This is a genomic window from Streptacidiphilus sp. EB103A (assembly GCF_041261405.1).
In the GTDB taxonomy this organism is placed as follows: Bacteria; Actinomycetota; Actinomycetes; order Streptomycetales; family Streptomycetaceae; genus Streptacidiphilus.
On record NZ_JBGCAQ010000004.1, the window covers coordinates 80660 to 102053 of the forward strand.

Annotated in this window: 18 protein-coding genes; 5 read left to right on the top strand and 13 right to left on the bottom strand. The window is 70.2% G+C overall.

What is annotated here, in order from left to right:
* Window positions 1–204: 204 nt before the first annotated feature.
* Window positions 205–1164 carry a GlxA family transcriptional regulator gene (locus ABH941_RS07630; RefSeq protein WP_370127841.1) on the bottom strand — a complete coding sequence of 320 codons (960 nt, stop codon included), beginning with the start codon at window positions 1162–1164 and terminating at the stop codon, window positions 205–207.
* 115 nt (window positions 1165–1279) lie between these two features.
* On the opposite strand from ABH941_RS07630, the gene ABH941_RS07635 reads away from it, so the two are divergent.
* The gene (locus tag ABH941_RS07635) at window positions 1280–1579 is read left to right on the top strand and encodes a putative quinol monooxygenase (RefSeq protein ID WP_370127842.1); all 300 of its coding nucleotides are present in this window, start codon (window positions 1280–1282) and stop codon (window positions 1577–1579) included.
* A 292-nt stretch (window positions 1580–1871) separates the two neighbouring features.
* On the opposite strand, the gene ABH941_RS07640 is transcribed toward ABH941_RS07635, so the two are convergent.
* Together ABH941_RS07640 and ABH941_RS07645 are read right to left on the bottom strand one after the other, a co-directional pair.
* On the bottom strand, window positions 1872–3158 hold the full coding sequence (locus tag ABH941_RS07640; RefSeq protein WP_370127843.1) for an RNA polymerase sigma factor: 1287 nt from the start codon (window positions 3156–3158) through the stop codon (window positions 1872–1874).
* Between the two features lie 10 nt (window positions 3159–3168).
* Window positions 3169–3567, bottom strand: coding sequence for a YciI family protein (locus ABH941_RS07645; protein WP_370127844.1), 399 nt, complete (start codon window positions 3565–3567; stop codon window positions 3169–3171).
* A gap of 188 nt (window positions 3568–3755) precedes the next feature.
* Here ABH941_RS07645 and ABH941_RS07650 point away from each other — a divergent pair, with 188 nt between their 5' ends.
* Complete coding sequence (locus ABH941_RS07650) at window positions 3756–5252, top strand: DHA2 family efflux MFS transporter permease subunit (RefSeq protein WP_370127845.1); 1497 nt, start codon at window positions 3756–3758, stop codon at window positions 5250–5252.
* 185 nt (window positions 5253–5437) lie between these two features.
* On the opposite strand, the gene ABH941_RS07655 is transcribed toward ABH941_RS07650, so the two are convergent.
* The 7 genes from ABH941_RS07655 to ABH941_RS07685 all read right to left on the bottom strand — a co-directional run bounded on the left by ABH941_RS07655 (window position 5438) and on the right by ABH941_RS07685 (window position 13633).
* Window positions 5438–5827 carry a VOC family protein gene (locus ABH941_RS07655; protein WP_370127846.1) on the bottom strand — a complete coding sequence of 130 codons (390 nt, stop codon included), beginning with the start codon at window positions 5825–5827 and terminating at the stop codon, window positions 5438–5440.
* Window positions 5828–5889: 62 nt separating this feature from the next.
* Complete coding sequence (locus ABH941_RS07660; protein ID WP_370127847.1) at window positions 5890–6558, bottom strand: Type 1 glutamine amidotransferase-like domain-containing protein; 669 nt, start codon at window positions 6556–6558, stop codon at window positions 5890–5892.
* 191 nt (window positions 6559–6749) lie between these two features.
* Complete coding sequence (locus ABH941_RS07665; protein ID WP_370127848.1) at window positions 6750–8576, bottom strand: RICIN domain-containing protein; 1827 nt, start codon at window positions 8574–8576, stop codon at window positions 6750–6752.
* A gap of 48 nt (window positions 8577–8624) precedes the next feature.
* Window positions 8625–10397 (bottom strand): amylo-alpha-1,6-glucosidase, encoded by a 1773-nt coding sequence (locus tag ABH941_RS07670; RefSeq protein WP_370127849.1) that lies wholly within the window; start codon window positions 10395–10397, stop codon window positions 8625–8627.
* A 103-nt stretch (window positions 10398–10500) separates the two neighbouring features.
* Window positions 10501–11262, bottom strand: coding sequence for a carbohydrate ABC transporter permease (locus tag ABH941_RS07675; RefSeq protein WP_370128145.1), 762 nt, complete (start codon window positions 11260–11262; stop codon window positions 10501–10503).
* A gap of 89 nt (window positions 11263–11351) precedes the next feature.
* Window positions 11352–12344: a carbohydrate ABC transporter permease gene (locus tag ABH941_RS07680; RefSeq protein WP_370127850.1), complete on the bottom strand. Its 993-nt coding sequence runs from the start codon at window positions 12342–12344 to the stop codon at window positions 11352–11354.
* A gap of 38 nt (window positions 12345–12382) precedes the next feature.
* Window positions 12383–13633 carry an extracellular solute-binding protein gene (locus ABH941_RS07685; protein WP_370127851.1) on the bottom strand — a complete coding sequence of 417 codons (1251 nt, stop codon included), beginning with the start codon at window positions 13631–13633 and terminating at the stop codon, window positions 12383–12385.
* Between the two features lie 328 nt (window positions 13634–13961).
* On the opposite strand from ABH941_RS07685, the gene ABH941_RS07690 reads away from it, so the two are divergent.
* Window positions 13962–14984, top strand: coding sequence for a LacI family DNA-binding transcriptional regulator (locus ABH941_RS07690; protein WP_370127852.1), 1023 nt, complete (start codon window positions 13962–13964; stop codon window positions 14982–14984).
* A 193-nt stretch (window positions 14985–15177) separates the two neighbouring features.
* Here the strand turns inward: ABH941_RS07690 and ABH941_RS07695 are convergent, their stop codons facing one another.
* From ABH941_RS07695 to ABH941_RS07705, 3 genes are all read right to left on the bottom strand, one after another.
* On the bottom strand, window positions 15178–16380 hold the full coding sequence (locus tag ABH941_RS07695; protein ID WP_370127853.1) for a glycoside hydrolase family 64 protein: 1203 nt from the start codon (window positions 16378–16380) through the stop codon (window positions 15178–15180).
* A gap of 147 nt (window positions 16381–16527) precedes the next feature.
* Entirely contained in the window at window positions 16528–17982 is a 1455-nt protein-coding gene (locus ABH941_RS07700; protein WP_370127854.1) for an RICIN domain-containing protein, read from the bottom strand.
* A 232-nt stretch (window positions 17983–18214) separates the two neighbouring features.
* Window positions 18215–19465 (bottom strand): styrene monooxygenase/indole monooxygenase family protein, encoded by a 1251-nt coding sequence (locus ABH941_RS07705; RefSeq protein ID WP_370127855.1) that lies wholly within the window; start codon window positions 19463–19465, stop codon window positions 18215–18217.
* Between the two features lie 281 nt (window positions 19466–19746).
* On the opposite strand from ABH941_RS07705, the gene ABH941_RS07710 reads away from it, so the two are divergent.
* Window positions 19747–20319 carry a hypothetical protein gene (locus tag ABH941_RS07710; RefSeq protein ID WP_370127856.1) on the top strand — a complete coding sequence of 191 codons (573 nt, stop codon included), beginning with the start codon at window positions 19747–19749 and terminating at the stop codon, window positions 20317–20319.
* A 116-nt stretch (window positions 20320–20435) separates the two neighbouring features.
* Window positions 20436–21389, top strand: coding sequence for a hypothetical protein (locus tag ABH941_RS07715; protein WP_370127857.1), 954 nt, complete (start codon window positions 20436–20438; stop codon window positions 21387–21389).
* The last annotated feature ends 5 nt before the right edge of the window (window positions 21390–21394 follow it).

Genomic DNA, 21394 nt, shown 5'->3' on the forward strand with positions numbered 1-21394 from the left:
GGCCGGCCTTGAAGGAGCGACGCCTGTGAAACACGTGCCCGATCCCGTCTGCGGCGAAGTAGATCTCACCGCGACGGCGACAGAACTGGCCTGCTTGGCAAGCGCGGTATCCGGGGGTGCTGGGTTCATCAGTGCCGCGTCCGCGTCTCCGCTCGACGCAACTCGGTAGCGCATCGCAGCCTGACGAGGCCGAGATCGCACCGATCAATTGCGCCGGTACTGGCGGGCGGTGCTGCCGGTGCGGTCGCGGAGCAGGATCCGCAGGGTGTTGGCGTTCTCGTAGCCGACACGGCGGGCGATGGCCTCGATCGAGTGGTCGGTGCTGCGCAGCAGATGGGTCGCCTGCTCCACGCGCAGGTCCTGGACGAAGCGCACCGGCGAGGTACCGAGCACCGCCCGGGTGGTGCGCTGCAGGGTGCGCTCGCTGACGCCGACGGCCCGCGCCGCGTCCCGGACGCTCAGCGGTTCGTGCAGATGGGAGCGGGCCCAGCGTTCGAACGCAGCCACCGTCGGGTCGCTGGCGGCGAGAGCGCCGGTCATGGTGTGGGCGGCCTGGGACGGCCGCTCGTCGATCACCAGGTAGTTCGCCACGAGGTCGCTCAGCGCCGGGCTGCTCCGACGTACCAACGCCAGCGCCAGGTCGACGTGCCCGAAGGCGGCTCCGGCGGTGGTGACGCCGTCGCTGCTGGTCACCATCCGGTTCTGGTCGAGCGTCACCTGCGGGTAGCGCCGCCGGAACAGGGGTGCCAGCCACCAGGTGGTGGTGGCACTCAGGCCGTCCAGCACCCCCGACTCGGCGAGCAGAAAGGTTCCGGCGCAGGCCGAGGCGATCGGCGTGCGCCGGGCCCGGGCCCGGACGATCAGCTGGCGGGCCGGGGCCGAGTCCGGTCCGGACAGATGGGCGACCAGTTGCTCGGGCCGCAGTTCGGCCACGGCGGGGATCAGCAGCAGGTCGCAGTCTTCGGCGTGGGAGACGGGTTCGGTGGTGACCGCCAGTCCCGCGCCGGTGCGGACCGTCGTGCTGAAGCCGACCAGGACCACCTCCCAGGCAGGCGGCGGCTGGGGCAGCCTCCTGCGCAGTTCGTTGGCGCAGCGCAGGATGTCCAGGACCGCAGCCAGCCCCGAGTCGAAGACACCGTCGAGGACGAGCACGCAGACACGCATGACGGGAACAGTATCGGATACGCCGGATACGCCACTGATCGCCCGGGCGGGCGGCCCCTAGCGTCAATGGTGGTCGGCCGGAAGCCGACCGTGGACGACAAGGACGGAGCACAGCATGTCGCAGGTGGGTTTCCTGGTCCGGATCCAGGCCGTACCCGAGTACGCCGAGCAGGTGGCGGACGTACTGCGGGACGCCCTGGAGCTGGCCCGCGCCGAGGAGGGCACCATCACCTGGTTCGCCTTCAGGGACGGCCCGACCTCGTTCGGGGTCTTCGACACGTTCGACGACGAGGACGGCCGCAACGCGCACCTCCACGGGAAGATCGGCGACGCGCTGCGGGCGATGGCGCCGACCATGTTCGCCGCCACCCCTGAGATCAGCCCGCACGACCTGCTGGCGATCAAGCTCCCCTGAGGGCGGCCCTCCCCGGGAACCGCGGCGTCCGGCCCCCACCCGGACGCCGCGTCGGGCTGCCCGCCCAGCTGCCGCACTTCGCCGCCGCACAGAGCCTGTTCAAGGGCAAGGACCACCGCTTCGTCGAAGCATCCAAACCGCGCGAGAATCCCGGATTCCCGCGCAGCCCACGCCCGGACCAGAACCTGGTCGTCACCACGGTCTGATCTCCCGCCTGGCCGTGGCGGCGCCGTGCTGCCCTGCCCGGCCCCAGGCCAGCTGAGGGTCCGGCGGGGCGCTCTGCCGGGTCGGATCAGCTGTGCCCGGTGGTCCAGCGGGCGATGCGGCGCAGGCGGTGGTCGCGTTCCGGTTCGGGGAGGGTGGTGGTGAGGGAGCGGCGCATGGCTTCCACTGCCTCGTCGAAGCGGTGCTGCTGGGCGAGTAGTTCGGCTCTGATGGCGTGCCGACGGTGGTCGTGGTCGGCCGACGGCAGGGCATCGAGGGCGGCCAGGCCGGCGGCGGGTCCGTGCGCGTGGGCGAGGGCGACCGTGCGGCCGAGGGCGGCGGCGCTGTTGCCGGGCTGGACGGACAGGAGCAGGTCGTAGAGGCGGAGGATCTCGGCCCAGTCGGTGTCGTGCGCAGTCGGTGCCAGGGCGTGCTGGGCGGCGATGGCGGCCTGGAGTTGGCCTGGGTCGGCCTGGCCGTGGGTAGTGTCCAGGGATGCGGTCAGCAGGGCCAGCCCCTCCGCAATCGCGACCTGGTCCCAGCGCGTGCGGTCCTGGTCGGCGAGCAGCACCACCTCACCGCGAGGGTTGGTCCGAGCGGAACGGCGGGCCTCGGTGAGCAGCAGCAGGGCGAGGAGGGCCTGGGGCTGCGGCTGGTCGGGCAGCAGCCCCAGCAGCATTCTGGCCAGTCTGATCGCCTCGGTGCACATGTCCACGTCGGTCAGGTGGTCGCCGCTGGGCCGGGTGTGGCCGCTGGTGTAGAGGGCGTGGACGACCGCGCAGACCGCGGCCAGCCGGGCGGGCAGCTCGTCGGCCGCCGGGATGCGGTAGGGGATCCTGGCCTGGCGGATCTTCTGCCGGGTCCGGGTGAGCCGTTTGGCCATCGCGGGCTCGCTGGTCAGCAGCACGGCGGCCACCTCTGCGGTGCTGAGCCCGCACAGGGTCCGCAGGGCCAGGGCGACCCGGGCGTCGGCGGCCAGCGCGGGGTGGCAGCAGGTGAAGATCAGTCGGAGGTGGTCGTCGCGGACCACGCTCTGCGTCGGCTCGGGCGCCTCCAGGTCCATCAGTGCTGTCGCCTCCCGTTCCTTGCTCGCGCGCAGCCCCTCACGGCGGATGTTGTCCACGGCCTTGCGCCGCGCGGTGACCGTCAGCCAGGCGCGCGGGCTGTCCGGCACCCCGGAGACCGGCCAGTCGCGCAGCGCGGCGATCGTGGCCTCCTGCACCGCGTCCTCGGCAAGCCGCAGGTCGCCGACGGTGCGGACCAGGGTGGCCAGAATGCGCGCCCCCTCGATCCGCACGGTCCGCGCCAGCGGCTCATCGGCCGGTTCGCCGGGCTCGCCGGGTTCGCTTGCGGCCTGCGGTTCGGGCTCCCGCACGTGGGCGGCCTTACTGGTCCGGCCGGCCCGGCTGGTCCTGCTGCGGGTCGGGGTGCTCGCGGTCCCCGCCCAGGTCCAGTACCGGGCGTACTTCGACTGCGCCGTGCCAGGCGGTGGGGATCTTCGCCGCGAGCGCGATCGCCTCGTCCAGGTCGGCGCACTCCAGCAGGTAGAAGCCGGTCAGCACCTCCTTGGTCTCGGCGTACGGGCCGTCGCTGACGACGACCTCGCCGCCACGGGCCCCGAGCACCCGCACCACCGTCGCGGTGGCGGTCGGGGCCAGCGCCTGGCCGCCGCGCAGCTGCGCGGCGGCCTCCTGGGCGAACTCGCCGTACTGGGGCAGCCACCCGGCCTGCTCCGGGGCGGACCAGTCGACGTCGGGGGTGTAGAGCAGAGCGGCGTAGAGCATGACAGGGTCCTTCCGGTCGGCGGGACCAGGTGAGCTTCCTTGGCCCTCACCCTAGGGACGAACGGGTTCGGGCGCGCAGGACATCTGCTGGGGGAATTTTCTCATCCGGTGTCCTTTTCGGCCCGCGGCTGTTCGTCCCCAGGGTGTGAGCGGGTTCGAGCGACCCGCTCCCGGACGAGGAGGCAGCGATGTCCAGAACCGACGCACGGGTCGGCGCACCCGCCACAACCGCACCACCGGCCCGGAGGCCGGTCGACGCACCCGCGCGAGGCAGCGGCTGGGTGCTCGCGCTGATGTCCGCCGCCGCCTTCATGGCGGCGCTGGACGTGCTGGTGGTCACCACCGCGCTGACCACCATCCAGCGTTCGATCGGCGCCAGTGCCCAGGAGTTGGGGTGGACCGTCAACGCCTACACGCTGGCGCTGGCGGTGTCGATCCTGGCCGCCTCGGCACTGGGCGACCGGTTCGGCCGCCGCCGGATCCTGGTGGCCGGGCTCGCGGTGTTCGCGCTCTGCTCGGCGGCCTGCGCGCTCGCGCCCTCGATCGGTGTGCTGATCGCGGCGCGCACCGTGCAGGGCATCGGCGCGGCCACCGTCATGCCGCTGTCGCTGTCCTTGCTGAGCGCGGCGTTCGCGCCCGAGCGGCGCGGCCGGGCGATCGGCATCTGGGGCGGCCTGACCGGCCTGGCGGTGGCGGGTGGACCGCTGATCGGCGGAGCCATCGTCCAGGGCCTGGCCTGGCAGTGGATCTTCTGGGTGAACGTGGTGATCGGCGCCCTGCTGATCCCGCTGATCCTGCGCAAGGTCAGCGAGAGCCGCGGCCCGAAGGTGCCGGTCGACCTGCCGGGCATCGCCCTGGTCACGGCCGGCGCGTTCGGCCTGGTCTGGGGCATGGTGCGCGGCAACAGCTCCGGTTGGGCCAGCGCCGAAGTGGTCTCCGCGCTGGTGGGCGGTGCGATCACACTGACCGCCTTCGTCGGCTGGGAGTCGCGGACGGCCACACCGATGCTGCCCATCCCGTACTTCCGTGCCCGGGCCTTCTCCGCGGGCAACGCGGCCGGGTTCTTCATGATGGCGAGCCTGTTCGGCGCGGTCTTCCTGATGGCCCAGTACTTCCAGGTCGTCTCCGGGTCCTCGCCACTGACCACCGGACTGCGGTTGCTGCCGTGGACCGCGACCCCGATGGTGGTCGCACCGCTGGCCGGGGTGCTGGGCGACCGGATCGGCGAACGCTGGATCCTGACCGCCGGACTGGCACTGCAGGGCGTCGGTCTGGTCGCGGTGGCCCTGGTCGCCAACGGCGCCGGCGCGCCCTACTGGGAGCTCGTACCGGGACTGCTCACTGCCGGAGTCGGGATCTCCATGGCGATACCGACCGTGCAGAGCGCGGTCATCGGCGCCGTGCCGCCCGAAGGCATCGGCCAGGCCTCCGGCAGCAGCAACACCTTCCGCCAACTCGGCGGCGTGTTCGGCGTCGCCCTCGCCCTGGCGGTCTTCACCCGCACCGGAAACCTCGACAGCCCGGCGGAGTTCACCCACGGCTTCACCCCGGCTCTGCTCGCCCTGGGCGCACTCTCCCTGCTCGGCGCCGCCGCCGGAGCCCTCGTCCCCACCCGAACCCCCGAAGACAGCACCGCTCAGCACCCCTTCAAGGAGTCAAGGAGAGCGACTGACGGGTTGGCTTGACAGTGGCTGTTCAGGGGCGCGGGTGAGGGCCGGCGTGAGTTCTGCAGCCCCGGTCCTCCGCAGCGTCGGCTGCGCCGCGACCTCGTGGAGCGCGCCCTGGCGGGTGGCGTTCTCCGGCGGGGTGGAACGTGTTGCGTGGTCGAGTGTCAGTCCCCGTCTTCCTGAGCCGAGTCAGGCCAAGCCGGTCATGTCCCGTCCTCGTCGAAGCAGAGGCAGAAGGGGTGGCCGGCCGGGTCGAAGAGCACCCGGACGTGCTTCTGCGGCTGGTGCTCCGCCAGAGTGGCGCCCAGGGTGACCGCCTCGGCGACCGCCGAGTCCAGATCGCCGACCTGGAAGTCGAAGTGCATCATCGGGCGCTGTTGCCCGTCAGCCGGAGGCCAGACCGGAGGCCGGTAGCCGTCCGCCTGCTGGAACACGAAGAACGGTCCTTGCGGCGAGGCTGCGACGACGGCCGTTCCCGGCTCCTCGTGCCCGAGGTGCCAACCCAGGAGTTCGGCGTAGAACCTGGCCAGGCCGCTGGGGTCCGGAGCCTCGATGGTCGTGCCCCACCACATGCCACCGGTTCGTGATTTCATCCCGACAGCCTGCCGCATGATCACGTTCTTGTCGTCGATCCGCGCCGAGGTCGGTCCGCGCTCTAGCGCTCGAAGAGCTTCCAGTGCCCCTCGGAGACGACCTCGATGGCACCGTCCACCACCTTGATGGCCGTGTCGTCGTCGATCGCGTACCCCGGCACCGGCACGCGCGCGGCCCACTTCTCGGCGTCGGCCATGGTGTTCTCCGGGCACATGTCGTTGTCCAGATGCGGGAAGATCGAGAAACCGACCATGCCCAGCGCGCTGTCGCCGCCGGCGGCCGGCTTCCAGCCCACGAACTCCTCGCCGACGTGCGGGGCCATCACCATGCTGCCGGCGCTCAGTCCCACATAGACCGTCCCGCCCAGCGACGAAAACAGATCCGCCAGGCCGGACTCACGTATCCAGTGGTGCAGATACAGCACGTCGCCGCCGCACACCAGCAGGGCATCGGTCTCCCGGACCAAGGGGACCCAGCTCTCCTCGTCGATACTGGGCAGCGCAGTCAGCTCCAGCATTCCCACGGACTTCCATCCCAGCTCGACCATGGGCGTGGACGTCTGCCCGGCGATCTGCCGCCACGTCATGACCGCGGTCCCGGGCAGCATGCCGTACATCGCGGTGGGGATGCACAGGGCGGTCGACTCGGCGATGGGTTTGCCCAGCATGTCGACGAGGGCGTCACGGATGCTCTGGTTGCTGACGCCGCCGGAGGTGAGGAGAAGCTTCATCGCGCCTTCCTTGTCCATCACGGTGCACTGACTCGTACGAGTGTACGAGCAGCCTGGCTGGGGCTGGGGTCGATCCGTCCGCAGCCGACGCGGCCGAAGCGGCCTCGGTGGCGTCCTTCACCAGGGCGGCCCATCCCAGTGACCCCGCCCGGGTGTGGTGGGCGGGGTCACTGGGATTCCGGGTAGGTCGGTCAGGCCTTGCCGGTCAGTCGCCAGATCTGGTTCTTCTTCGTGGGAAGGGCGCCGGCCGCGTCGCAGGTCCACTGGTGGATCAGCGCGCCGGGGGCGGTGGAGACTCCGGTGACGTCGACGCACTTGCCGCTGTTGACGGCCACGAGTTGGTAGTCCTGGCTGTTGCCGAGTGCGGTGACGGACTGGAGGGTGAACTCCTGGTTGGTGCCGCCGTTGCAGGTCCACTGGTCGACAACGGCTCCCTCGGCGGTGGAGGCGCCGAGGATGTCCAGGCACTTGCCGCTGAGTTCGTTGACGACGGTGTAGGTGTTGGTCAGTCCGGCGACCGGCTTGAAGTCCAGCATCTGCTGGTACCCGCCCTCGCAGTTGTACTGCTGGTACTGGGTGCCGTTGGCGGTGCTGAGGTTGGTGTCGTCCAGGCACTGGTTGCCACCGTTCTCGCTGATGGCGACGGTGGGGACGGTGGTGTTGGTCGGCGGCAGCAGAGTGATGGTGTACCCGTCGCGGGAGTCGGTCCACGGGACGGTCAGGGAGGCGCTGTTGGAGCTGACGGTCAGGTTGGTGTCCGAGACGGTGACCGGTCCGTTCATGGCCGCGCCGCTGATGTAGGGCAGGCGCTGCAGGATCGCACGGACCTGTCCGCCGGAGACCACAGAGGTGGTGTTCAGGCCGGTCAGGTTGACGGTGACGGTGCCGGTGTTGCCGTTGCTGCCGAGCAGGATCTTGGCGTTGCCGGCGGTGTTGTCCTTGGTGGCGAAGCCGTCGGTGTTGGTGCCGGGGATGAAGTTGACGATGTTCCCGGTCTGCGAGCCGTAGAAGCGGTAGGTGAACCACTCGCCCTTGGGCAGGTACTGTCCGGCGCTGTTCTTGGTGAGCAGGGCGGCCTCGTAGTCGTGCAGGGCGGTGCCGGAGGCCCAGTTGCCGCGCAGGCCGTCCGCGCCCGCGCGCTCCAGGCGGGAGATGAACCAGCCGCCACCGCCCGGGGTCTGCATGGAGGCGGTGGCGTACTCGTTGATCTGGTAGGGCCGGGTGTTGGTCAGCCCGTAGCTGGACAGCAGGGTGTTGGCTGCCGAGGCGTCGGTGACGGGGTCACCGGGTTCGTCGTGCCAGCTGTAGATGTCGGGGGCGACGTTGTTGGCCTTGACGTAGGCCAGGTAGGTCTTCCACCAGGTGTTGCCGGCGCTGGGCTGACCGGCACTGCTGGGGCCGACGATCAGCTGGGTGGGGAAGGCGGCGCGGACGGCGGCGTAGAAGCGGGACCACATCGCCAGGTACTGGGCCTGCGAGGCGCCCCAGAACCCGCTGCCGTCCGGCTCGTTCCACAGGTCCCACTCGACCGTCATGTTGTTGGCCTTGACGTCCCCGATGAGCTGGGTGAGGAACGCGTCGAAGGCGGTCCAGTCGCCGTTGTCCCCGGGGAAGGACTGGCTGGTGGTGCCGTCGGCGCCCCACAGGTCGTGCGGCAGGATCACGAAGGTGCCGCCCAGCGCGGCGGTGCGCTTGTACTGGGCCAGGGTGGAGGCCCAGCGGGTCTGGTAGTCGGCCAGGCTGGTGGCGTAGCCGCCGCTGTTGAGCTGGGCACCGCCGGCGCGCATGAGGTGCCACTTGAGGTCGGTGAAGAAGTGGTTCTGGGGCAGCGATCCGTCGGGGGTCATCCCGTAGATGGTGCCCGAGGCGTGGTAGGTCGGGGCTCCGCCGGCGGTGGCGAAGGCGACGGTGACGCTGGTGTCGGCCGCGTGCGCGGTGCTGGCGGGCAGGATTCCGGCGGCCAGGGTGGTGAGCAGGGCGGCGAGGCTGACGGTCAGTGTTCGGCGGTGCGGGTGCATGACGGCTCTCCCGACTGGGGGTGGGATGGTGGGGTTGGTGCCGGCGACCTACCGGTGCAGTGCGCTCCGGTGGCCGTCGTTCTGGGGGTGGGTGCGCCTGGTGTGGTCCTCGGCGAGCAGCAGGTAGCTGCTGGCGGTCCAGGTGTAGGCGCGGTCGCGCAGTCCTTCGCCGGTGAGGGCGTCGAAGTTCTCGGCGAAGCCGGAGTTCTCGCACAGCGCGCGGAAGCGGGCGCTGATCTCGTCGGCGAGGCGGTGGTGGCCGGCCCGGCGCAGGCCGTCCTCGATCAGGACGGTGGCGGGGGCCCAGATGGGTCCGCGCCAGTAGCCGTCGGCCTGGTAGTGGGGTGAGTCCGGGTGTTCGGTGGCCAGGCCGTGAGCGGTCAGATGGGTCTCGATGTGTGCGGCCAGGCGTGAGCTGATGTCGGTGGGCAGGTGCTCACCGAGGACGATGGGCATCAGGTCCAGCAGGCTGAGGCTGGTTGTGCTCCGGCCGGTGCGGGGGGAGCGGGCCTGGAACCGTTCACCGGTCCACAGTTCGCGGATCATCGCGTCCTGGACGGTCTTCGCCGTGCGGGCCCAGGCGGCGGCTTGCTCGCCGAGGCCGAGTTCGTCGGCCAGGTCCGCGAGTTCGCGCAGTTGCAGGATCAGGAACGCGGACAGGTCGGCGCTGGTCTGCAGGCGGCCGGGGTCGAATGTGGTCGCGTTGTCCCAGCCGCAGTCGTTCCCGTGCTGGTAGTGCGGCAGTGTCTGGCCCGGGGCACGTCGGGTGGTGAGCCAGAACCCGGTCCATCGCTCCAGGCGTGTGTATGCCTCGGTGAGTTCGGCCTGGTCCAGCGGACGGGGCAGACGCCGGCGCAGGCGGCGCAGGGCCCAGCCGTGGACAGGGGGTTTGACGAAGTTGTAGAGGATCTCCGAGTGGGTCACCGAGTCCGGCAGGGCGCCGGACTCGTCCTGGTGGTCGAACATGATCTGGAACTGGTCCCAGGCCAGTTCCGGGGCGCCGGGAGCCAGGGCGAGGGCGTTGAAGCAGTGGTCCCAGCTCCATACCTTGTCCATCCAGTGCTTGGACATCAGCACGGCCGGTCGCCCCACGAACCCGGCCGGACGCACCGTGGCGGACCACACGACGTAGGCGGCCAGTTCGGCGGCGGGGGTGTCCCCGGTGCGCCAGGGGGCGACCGCGTCGGCGAACCGGGTGAATGCCTGGTCGGCCCGGGCCGCGACCTGATCGTGCGTGGCGTTGGGAGCGTAGGGGACGCGGGCGCTGTCGAGTTCCTCGACGGCGGCCTCCCAGGCGCCGCCGACCGGGGCTGCGGTCAGCGTCAGGCCGCGGTGGGCGGTTCCCAGCGCCTCGCATCCGCGGACGTCGACGGCCTGCCCGGCCAGGACGGTGATCCGGTAGCGGCGGCCGGTCTCGTAGGAGGTGAACACATAGGAGCCGTCGACCGGGTCGTGCAGGAAGAACGTGCCGCTGAACGGGGTGAGCTGCTGCGCGCCGGCGATGACCTGCAGGCTCAGTCCGGTTCCCCGCAGCCGCAGGATGTCCGGGGCCTGGTAGGTCAGTTCGATGTGCCCTTCCCGGTCGGTCCATCTCAGCCGTCCTGGTGTGGCGTTCCAGTGCGTCTCGATCCGCTGGCCGTGCGGGCCCGCCAGGGGGACCAGGCGCAGCACGGGGTGCATGCCGCTCTGGTGGGAGACCAGGTGCAGGTCCTGGGAGCGGATGTGCTCGCCGGTGATGGGTGAGATGTCGAACCAGGAGCCGTAGGTGCTGAAGGGGATGTCGCGGATGTTGAAGGCCGGGCCAGTGGGGGCGTCGGTCATCGCGGGGCACTCGTTTCTGGTGCGGGACGTGTTCTGCCGACGCCATGGCGACACGTGGGGTCGCCATGCGGGCAGGGGCTTGGGTGCGCGAGGGGGTGGGGTGTCAGTCCTTGACGGCTCCGGCGGTGACGCCGGCCGCGACGTAGCGCTGGGCCAGGATCAGCATCAGGGTGGCCGGCACGGAGGCGACCACGGCGGTGGCCATGATGGCGTTCCACTGCTGGTTGTTGTTGCCGATGTAGTGGTAGATCCCCAGCGTGATGGGCTCGTTGGCGCCGCCGCCGTCCAGGGTGTTGGCGAACACGAAGTCCGACCAGGCCCACAGGAACGCGAACAGCGAGACGGTGACCACGGCGTTGCGGCTGACCGGCAGGACGACGGACCAGAAGGTGCGCAGGGTGCCGGCACCGTCGGTCCTGGCGGCCTGCATGAGTTCGTCGGGGATCCCGGACATGAACGCGGTGAAGATCAGGACGCCGAAGGGCACCGCGATGGTGGAATCCGCGATGATCAGGCCGCCGATGTTCTGCAGCATGCCGAGCTTGAGGTAGATGGTGTAGAAGCCCATCGCCATGATGATGCCCGGGATCATCTGCGCGACCAGCAGGACGAAGCTCATCACTCCCCCGCCGCGCGGGCGCAGCTTGGCCAGGGCGTATCCGGCCGGGGCGGCCAGCGCCACGGTGAGGGTGACGGTGCCCAGGCCGATGAGCAGGCTGGTGCCCAGGTAGGGCAGTTGCTGGTGCAGGACGGCGCGGTAGCCCTCCAGGGTGCCGTGGACGGGGAGCCAGTTCGGCGGGGTCCTGCGCATGTCCTGGTCGCGGGTGAGGGACACGTTCAGCATCCAGTAGACCGGGAACAGCATGAGCGCGGTCAGCAGCACGCCCAGGACCGTGTTGAACCAGGAGCGCTTCCTCGCACGGCTCCGGCCGGCGGCGGGGGCAGGGAGTGTGGTCATGCGCCGGCCTGCTTTCGCTGGACGCGGATGTAGATCAGGCCGAAGGCCAGCGCGGCGAGGACCAGGAGGTTGCCGACGGCCGCGCCGGGGCCGAAGGAGGGCAGCAGGTTGCCGAATCCGAGCCGGTAGGACCAGGTGGCGAAGGTGGTGGAGGCGTCGACCGGCCCGCCCTTGGTCATGATCCAGATGATGTCGAAGACCTTCAGCGTGTAGACCAGTCCGAGCAGCAGGGTGATCGCGGAGACCGGGCGCAGCAGCGGGAAGGTGACGCGCCAGAAGCGCTGCCAGGCGTTCGCGCCGTCCAGTGCGGCGGCCTCGTACAGGCTCTCGGGGATGGTCTGCAGGCCGCTGTACAGGACGACCAGGTTGAACGGGATCCCGATCCAGATGTTCGCGATCGTCACCGAGGCCAGCGCCCAACTGGGTGAGGTGAGCCAGTTGACCGGGCCGATGCCGGCCCGGTGCAGAACGGAGTTGACCACCCCCGAGTCGCTGTTGAGCATCCAGGACCAGGTGGAGGCCGACACGATCAGCGGCAGCAGCCAGGGCACCAGGAACAGGGCGCGCAGAGTGGCGGACAGACGGAAGCGCTGGAAGAAGAACACGGCCAGGGCCAGCCCGATGCCGTACTGGAGCAGCAGGCTGACCGCAGTGAACAGCACGGTGTGTTCGAGGGCGGGCAGGAAGGTCGGGTCCTTGAGGACGGTGCCGTAGTTCGCGAGCCCGGTGAAGGGGGCGTTGCCGTCCACGAAGGAGCGCACGGTGTAGTTGCGCAGGCTCAGGTCGAGGTTGCGGTACAGGGGATAGGCGTAGAACACGCCGAGGTAGATCGCGACCGGGGTCAGGAACCCCCAGGCGGCCCACTGCTGCGAGTGCGGGCGGCGAGGTGGCGGCCGGGTGCCGGCGCGGGAGGGGGACAGGGCGGCTGCGGCCGCCCCGTCCTTGCCGCGCACAGCCCGGTTCTCCGGTAGCTGTGCTGTGTCGTTCATCGACGTGTCCTGTGTCCTTGCGGCTGGTGGTGCTGCTACTACTGGGCGGCGGCCGACTGTGCTGCGGACAGCGCGGCCTGCGGCGACTTGGACCCGGTCAGCGCGGACTGCACGGCGGTCCACAACTGCTCGGAGATCTTGGGGTACTTGGTGCCCAGGTTGTCGCTGGTGCGGCCCTTGGCGGCTTTGACCGCGTCGACCCACACCTTCAGGTCGGGGTCGGCGGCGGCCTGCTTGGTCTGCACCGTGCTGGTGGGTGCGATGTAGGACAAGGTGGTGTCGGTGGCGTAGGAGTTGTCCGCGCTGGTCAGGCAGGACACGAGCTTGTCCGAGACGCTGTAGCGGCCGGTCTGCTTCTGGGCCGGGACGGTGACGAACTCGCCGCCGGTGGGCGCCGGTGCGGTGCCGCCGGTCATGCCGGGCACCGGGATGATGCCGTAGTCGAAGCCGGCCTTCCTGGCGTTGGCCAGCTGCCAGGTGCCGTTCTCCGCGAAGGCGAACTGGCCGGTGGCGAACTCCTGCCAGCTGGTGGTCTGGGTGTTGTTGATGACCGAGTTGGGGGCGTAGCCCTGCTTGACCCAGCCGGTCCACAGCGACAGGGCGTCGGTGGCCTGGGCCGAGTCGAGCTTGGTGAGTTGCGCGCCGGCGCCCCAGTACCAGGGCAGGAACTGGAAGCTGCCCTCCTCGGTGCCGATCGCGGAGAAGGTGATGCCCTTCTTGCCCGCGGTCTTGACCTTGGTCAGCGCCGCGGTCAGCGAGGGCCAGTCCTTGACCGAGGCGATGTCCACGCCCGCGGCCTTCAGCACCGCCTTGTTGTAGTACAGCGCCAGGGTGTTCGCGCCGATGGGGATGCCGTAGGTGTCGCCGCCGCTCTGACCGGCCGCCAGCAGGTTGGGCGACACGGCCGAGGTGTCGATCCCGTTGTCCTTGGTCGTGGTCAGCACCCCGGCCTGGGCCAGGGTGGACACCACCGGGTTGTCGACGATCAGCACGTCCGGGGAGTTGTTCTGCTGGGCGGCCAGCAGTTCCTTGTTGGTCAGGTCACCGGTGTCGAACCCGGTCCGCTTGATCTTCACCCCGGCCGCGGCGCCGCAGCTGTCCAACAACTTGACCCACGCCGAGCCGGCGTCGAACTGCGGGTACGGGTCCCAGACGCTGTAGGTCCCGCCGGCGGCGCCGCTTCCGGCAGCGGCGGCGGTCGAGGAGGACGAACACGCGGCCGTGCCGGAGGCGACGACAAGGGCAGCGAGCGAGGCGGAGGCAAGCCGCAACGCGGTGGATCTGTTCATGGCACCGAACCCTTCGGTCCTGCGGAAGAAGCGCTGAGAGTGGAGAGAGCGGCGGAGAGGCCGTCTTGAGCGTTTCGCGCTGGTGTCGAATCGATTGCGCGAATCGGTTCGACAGGAACATAGGTCCGCCCACTGCGGCCGTCAATAGCTCGGAGGAACTTCCTCGGAGGGGCCTACAGCCGGGACAGCAGGCTGCATACCGCACCCGGGTTGTGGGGCGTTGCGATGCGCACTAAGGTCGTCCGAATCGGTTCGACGTCGTGGTGCGGAGCGGATGCGCACCCCCATGGCGGCCATGGCATGGCCGCCCACTCCCGTGAGGACTGCGATGAACATCGGAGAGATCGCCAGCCGCGCAGGCGTCTCGCGCAGCACCGTCTCCTACGCGCTCAGCGGCAAGCGCTCGGTCTCCGAGGCCACCCGTAAGCGCATCCAGGGCGTCATCGACGAACTCGGCTACCGCCCCAACGCGGCCGCCCGCGCTCTGAAGGAGGGCCGCACCCGCACCATCGGCCTGGTCATCCCGCCCGCCAGCACCCGCCTGACCCACATGCAGCTCGGTTTCGTCGCCAGCGTCGTCGAGGCCGCAGGCCACGCCGATCTGGATGTCCTGCTCTCCCCCTCCGGCGGTGACCACGACCGGTCCTTCGAGCGGCTGTTGTCCGGCGGCCGGGTCGACGGGGTGATCCTGATGGAGATCCGCTTGGAGGACTCCCGCGTACGCCGTCTCCAGGACGCCGGGATCCCGTTCGTCGGCATCGGGCACACCGCCCACGCCCGGGAGATGTGCTGGATCGACGTCGACTACGCCACCCTGATCAACCAGTGCGTCCACCACCTCGCGGACCTGGGCCACACCCATGTAGCCCTGATCAACCGCTCGGTGGAACTGGTGGCAGCTGGCTACGGACCGGGCCACCGGGCCCGCCAGGGATTCACCACCGCCCTGGTCGAGCGCGGCATCCGCGGCATCGACCTGGAATGCGGGGACGACGCCCGCGCCGGCCAGGAGTGCACCGCACAACTGCTGCGCAACCACCCCGACATCACCGCTGTCGCCACCATCAACGAGGCCGCGCTGCCCGGAATCCAGCGCGGCCTGGAGGAGGCGCACCTGACCGTGCCCCGGGATTTCTCCCTGACCGGCGTCGTCGGCCGCGCCTGGGCCGAGGAGTTCCGGCCCCCGCTGACCGCCGCCGACGTCCCTGCCCAGGACATGGGCGCCCAGGCCATGGACCTCCTCGCGGAACGCATCGCCGACCCCACCACCCCCTTCCGCACCATCCTGCTGGCCCCACCCATCTCCCTGCGCGCCAGCACGGGCCCCGCCCCCCACCGCACCTCCGGCTGACCCCGCCGCCTGTGCGATCAGCAGGGCCCGGCACCCAGGCACTGCGACCCACCTCCGGCAGCGGCTCCACCGGCATCTGGACGAGGTCCTGATCGTCCACCGCCTGGGCGGCACGGCGGGCCCCGGGATCCGATCCCGGGGCCCGCCGATGCCCGTGCGCCTGCCGCGCGGTACGGATCTCCTGCGCAGGACGCTAGTTGAAGGGATCCAGGGTGATGTAGGCCTGCTGCGGGTTGCTGTCGTTGACCAGGGACTCGAAGTTGCCGACGTCGTCGAAAGCGAAGGCGTAGGCCTTGCCGTCGACCATCTGGGCGTGGATCTTACGGGCGTACTGGTTGCTGACCACGTCCTGGTAGAAGTCCGCCGCGTTGGTGTCCGGCTGGTTGGAGTCGGTCAGCAGCGTGGCCCTGTTGTAGCCGGCGCACAGGGTACGCGAGATGGGGCCGCGGACCAGGTCGTTGGGGGCGTCCAGCAGTTTGTAGCAGCCGAAGATGCTGTCGGAGTCGGGCTTCTGGAAGCTGGTGACGACCGCACCGGAACTGTTGGTGAAGTTCATGACGTTGCCCGAGACCTTGCCGTAGTACTTGGTGTTCGGCTGGTCGGCGAACGGGGTCACGGTCAGGGTCGAGGTGGCGTACTTCGTCCAGACGCGGTTGACGTAGTCGTTCATCACGGTGGCGGGCAGGGCGCCGTTCTCGATGCCGTGGCCGGGGGCCAGGGCGCGCAGGACGGTGCCGTCGGAACGGGTCTGGATGAGGTTGCCCCAGCCGCCGGGCTGGCCGCGCAGGGCGCTGAAGAAGCCGGTGTAGCCGCCCGACTTGAGATGTCCGGTGTTCTTGGTCGTCCCGTCGGCCAGTTTGACGCCGACCGCGTAGGGGGCGGAGAACATGTCGACCTGGGTGCTGTTGATCCACAGACCGGACGGGTTGAGGGTGTACTCGGTCCAGTTGAAGAGGATGTTCTCGTTGGGGTCGCTCGGGTTCTGCACCGCGGGCTGGACGAGCCCGCCGGTGGTGAGCTTGAAGACGAGCTTCTGCCCGTAGGAGAAGTACACCCGGCCGGAGAACTGCGGCATCCGCAAGGTCAGCGAACTGCCGTTGGCCGGACCCGCGATCGACGCGTCAGGGGCGGCGATCGGCGGCTGCGCGCCGGCGGGCCAGGCATGGAAGGTGCCGTTGGCGTCGGCCCAGCCCTGCTGGCCGGTGCTGAGCAGCGTGCCGATGTCGTAGATGTACACCTGGTCGCCGCGACCGGAGTGGTTGGTGAACGTCAGCGGAATGGTGGTGGGGACCGCGGCGTCCGCGCTGGAGCCCACCCCCGCCGCTACGAGTCCCCCCGCGACCAGCGCTCCCGCGACGGCCGGGATGAGTACCTTCTTCTTTCGCCTGGCGTGCATCTGCGTCCTCCTGTGGGGGTGGGAGACATGGGGAATTCAGCCTGTTTGGGTGCCTTGGGGGCGATTCTTGAGAGCGCTCTCAGAATCAGCCAATGGACTGGACCTGTCAATGACATCTGCACAACTACCCTTGTGCCATCGCCTTCGTCACTGCGTCGCGAAGGCCTGGTTGCTGCCGACCGCGGAGGACTTGCAGGTCCACTGCTCGAACTGGGTGTTCGCGCTGGTGGAGTTACCGGTCATGTCCAGGCACAGACCGCTCTTCTGGTTCTTGAACTGCCAGGTGCCGTCCGAGAGGGCGATCGGCTGCCACAGGCTGTTGGCGGTGCCGTTCTGCGTGTACTGGATCACCGACGCGCCCGCGGCGGTCGAGGCGCCGAACACCGCGATGTCCGAGCCGCTGTTCTGGTTCTGCAGTTCGCCGTAGCCGCCGGAGACCGGGTTGAACTGGAATTCCTGGTTCGCCTGGCCGCTGGTCTTGCAGGTCCACTGGTCGATCGCCGCGCCGTTGCTCACGCCGGCTCCGGCCACGTCCGCACACAGCTTGCTGTTCTGCACGACCAGTTGGTGATAGCCGGTCGGATAACTCCCGCTGCTGGTCGAGCCGCCCGCGAACGGCTCGAACGCGGAGGTGAAGGCGCCGGTGCCCTGGCTGACACCGCTGCAGATCGACGACGCCGTCGTCGAGCCGACGCACCCGCCGTTGTCGCGGCCCTCCGACCAGAACGAGAGCTCCGCGATGCCTTCGGCCGCCGCGTGGGACTCCACGAGGGAGGCGTCGGACAGGGTGAAGATCTCACCGGCGCTGTCGTTCTGACCGATCATGGGAGTCATGCCGAGCATCGCGTAGCCCTGAGCGAGGCTCTTGCCGTAGGTCGAGGCGACCTGACTGGCGTCCGCGTCGAGCGCCTGGTTGGCGGCGGTGCCCATCTCGGTACCGGAGGTGCCGTAGTCCATCGCCATGACATTGACGACGTTCGGCGTGAACCCGGCGCTCCTGCCACTGCTGAGCACGTACTGGCCGTCCGAGCTGAGGCCGGTGGGGAACGTCGGAAGCGTGTACGAGATCGACAGCGAGCGTCCGGCCCCGGCCGCCCAGGAGCGCACCAGCGCGAGCGCCTGGTTGGTGCGGTCGACGTCGGTGTGGTTGCTCAACGCGACCGCCTCGATGTCGAAGTCGATGTGCGTGAGGTCGAACGTGGTCACCACGTTCTCCATCTGCGTGGCCGCGGCGGCCGCCGAGGAGCAGGTGTTGCCCAGGTCGGTGCCGCCGTTGTCGGTGGTCCAGCCGCCGAAGGAGACCGACACGTCGCCGCCGGCCGCACGCAGGTTGGCGATCTGCGTCTGCCAGCTGGAGGTGTTGTACATCGACCAGCTGCAGTTCGCGCCGTCGACGAACGCCAGGGTGAAGAACTTGTCACCGGTACTGCTCGCGACGCTCGTCAGCGTGGTGTTGCTCAGTCCGGCGTCCACGTACGGCGCGACGACGTGCGCGGGCCAGGCGGTGGCCGCGGAGGCCGGAGCGGCGACGGTGAGACCGATGCCGGCCGCGCCGAGCGCGAGCGCGACGGAACAGGAGATCGAACGGGCAGCTTGGGGCATGTGGCATCGCCTTCTGTGGGGGCTGCTGTCGGGAATCCGGGGCCGACACACCAGGGTGCTGCGCCGGCCCGGCCCCGCGTGGGGGTCCCAGAATTGGGCTATACCAATCACGACGTCAATGGTCTAGACCGATATTTTACGATCAATCAGGTCACTGCTCGCAGATGCCCTGAACCTGCCGGATACCGTCCCGTTTTTGCGCAACCCCGTCACCCGGCGCCGCAGCGAACGGTCAGAGCGGGGCGGCGGGCAGGGAGGCGAGGTACTGGGTCGTCGCCTCGGGGGTGCCGAGCCAGTGGGGGAAGTCGGCCGGGTCGGCGTAGGTGTCGGCCAGGCGGGCAGCGACCTGCGGATGGGTGGCGGCCTGGGCGAAAGCGAGCCCGATGTGGTCGGGGAGCGGTCCGAGCATGGCGGTGGTGAAGTCCACCGTGTGGCGGGCGTGTTCCCAGTACCGCGCGAACAGGGCGTGCATCCACGGCTCGTCGAAGGGGCGGTCGGCGCGGTCCGCCACCGCGTCGGCGTACAGGCTCGCGCAGCGGGCCGCGTTGTTGGCGCCCTGGGCGGTGATCGGGTCGTTGAGGACCAGCGTGTCGGCCATGCCGAGGACGGCCGTGCCGTCCCCGCCGAGGTGCGCGACCGGGTGGCGCACGGTCGGGGTGATCGCCCCGACGAGCGCGGCCCCGGCGTCCGTGGGCTCGGCGCCGAGCACCGCCTCGTACTCCCACGGGACATGACGACGGATCAGCTCCTGGGAGCGGCGCAGCATCTCGGCAGGGGCGGGGCTGTCGCCGAAGACGTCCAGGGGTCCTCCGGGGACGGCCTCCCAGAGCAGGATCACGCAGGTGCCGGTCAGCGTCAGCCCGGGCTGCAGGACGAGCTCGCCCGCCCCGGGGACGATATGGATCCTGGCCGGGTCGCCCACACCGGCGGGGGCGTCGGCGGGCGCGCCCACCCCGTGCAGGTACACGCAGGCGAGGGCGCGCTGCGGGGCCTCGAACCGGCTGCGTGCCGCGTCCCTCACGAACACGGAGCCGAGCTCGCCGCGCCCGGCCGCGACCACCGTCACCTCGTTCCGTTCCGCGAGCCGGACCAGGTCGTCGGGCCGCGCCCGGCGGTACTCCACCCGGCCGCCGCGCTCCTCGAACAGCTCCAGCCAGGCGGACGTCTTCACCCGCTGGTCCACCGAGTGGGCCGGCTCCCCCGGCGAGGCGTCGATCGTCAGCACCGGCTTCGCGTCGACGCCGACCACCACGTGCAGGGCCATGGTGTCGGGAGCAGCGCCGTCCCACAGCGCGAGGCCCGCGGCCCGCTCGATGGCCCGGGCCGGCCCGAACATGGCCTGCGTCGACAGCACTTGGCCCGCCCGGATCTGCTCCGGCGTGCGCTCGGAGACGACGGTCACCCGATGCCCGTCCGCTTGCAGAGCCAGTGCCAGGTGCAGTCCCGACTGCCCCGCTCCGACGACGGCGACCTCACGCATCATCCCCCACACCTTTCCGCGGCTCCCACGACGGTGTGCTGATCCACCGTCAGCCCTTCATCCTCGCGGCCCCGCTGCCCCACGACAAGGCGGCCTGAGCCGGGGGCGTCGTGCCGGCGCGGCAGCGCACGGTAGCGGTCGTGTCGCGCGGCGTCGTGGGAATTCCCACAGGTTTCCCACACGGCTCAGCAGCCCTTCCCCAGGGATGCCGGAGGTCGGCAGGGTTGATTTCGTCGCAGCCCGGCCGAGGCCGGTCCGCCGGCCCCACAGAGAGGAAGCAGTTCATGCTCAGTCGCACCCGCCAACACAGGCGGCTGACCCGCCTGACCGCTGTGGCGGCAGTCATCGGCGCCGTCGCCGCCGGAACCGCCGGGCCGGCCTTTGCCGGCAACGTGACCTGGAAGAACGCCGGGACCGGGTACTACCTGGTCTCCGAGAACGGCACCCCGGGGAAGCCGGGCAACGCCTACACCGTTCTCGACAACTCGCCCGGCAACGACTGCAGCGTCTACACCGTCTGCGCCAAGTGGACCGACATCAAGCAGGGCGACGGAACCTGGGTCGAGGAATCCCAGAACACGAATGGGGGCGGCTGCCTGGACAGCAACTCTGCCTGGACCAGCTACGGCAGCGTCTACGTCCACGGCTGCTTCCTGGACAGCAACGGCGTCGACAACGACACCTACCAGAAGTGGCACGAGCTCGCCACGACCACCGGCTGGGCACTGGAGGACGAGCAGACCGGGCTGTTCCTCGACGGCGGCACCGGCCCGGGCGGCAACGGCAGGTTCAGCTCCACCAACCTGTTCGCCAACAGCAACTACGGCAATGGCGACGCCTGGCAGCGCTGGCACTAGCCCGACGTTCCGGCGCGGCCGACCGCGGCGGCGGACCGGCCGCGCCACCCACCCACCCACCCACCCACGACGGGGCAGAACCCGCCGGAGCACAACAGGGCAGTAGGGAGAACACGATGGTTCCATCCAGCGGACGGGCGCCCGGGCGATTCGTCGTGGCGCTGGCGGCGGTCGTTCTCGGGCTTGCGGGCTGCGCCCGGGGCACCACCGGGACGGGAACCCCGGCAGCGGCGCCGCCCGCGGCCACCTCTGCCGTCGCTGCTGCTCCTTCGGTCGTCTTCCGCGGCGGCGGGGCGGAACTCCTGTCCGACGGCTCCATGGTGCTTCCTCTGGACGCTTACGACGGCTACGACGGCACCGGGAACGAGGAGCTGATCTACCGCGCTGCGACCGCCGTCGAACAGCGATGCATGCGGGCCCGGGGGCTGGACCTGCCGAACGGATACGGCGGCCGGTTCCTGCCGGTCAACCCCCCGTCCCTGGTGTACTACGGCGTGGCCGACATGGCCGACGCCAAAGCGTTCGGCTACCGCATGCCGGAGGCCGCGAAGGCTACGGGCACCGCAACCCCCAGCAGCGTCCCCGCGAACGTGCTCGCCGCCTTCTACGGCACCGGCGGCTGCGCCCACCAGGCATACGACGCGCTCCAGATGTCGCAGGCGGATGCCGCCTTCGGACTCGTTCAGCAGCTCAGATCGCGAGCACTCACCGAGGTGTACAGCGACGCCCGGGTCACCTCGGCGGACACTCGGTGGAGTGCGTGCATGGCCGCCGCCGGCTATCGCTACACCGACCCGCTCGCCCCCGGCCACGACAGGTCACTGCTCGGCCGCGGCCTGCCGGTGCCGGCCGGTGCACAACTGGCCCCGCCCTCGCCCGCGGAGAAGGCTGCAGCGGAAACCGACGTCACGTGCAAGCAGAAGACCCGATACCTCCAGATCTTCGCGGAGGTCACCGCGTCCCACCAGCAGCACCTGATCGACGTCGACGCCACACAGCTCCAGCGTGCCCGGGCGCAGTGGAGCAACGTGCTGCGCGCAGCGCGCGCCGCAGTGAGCACCGGCCGGTGACGAGG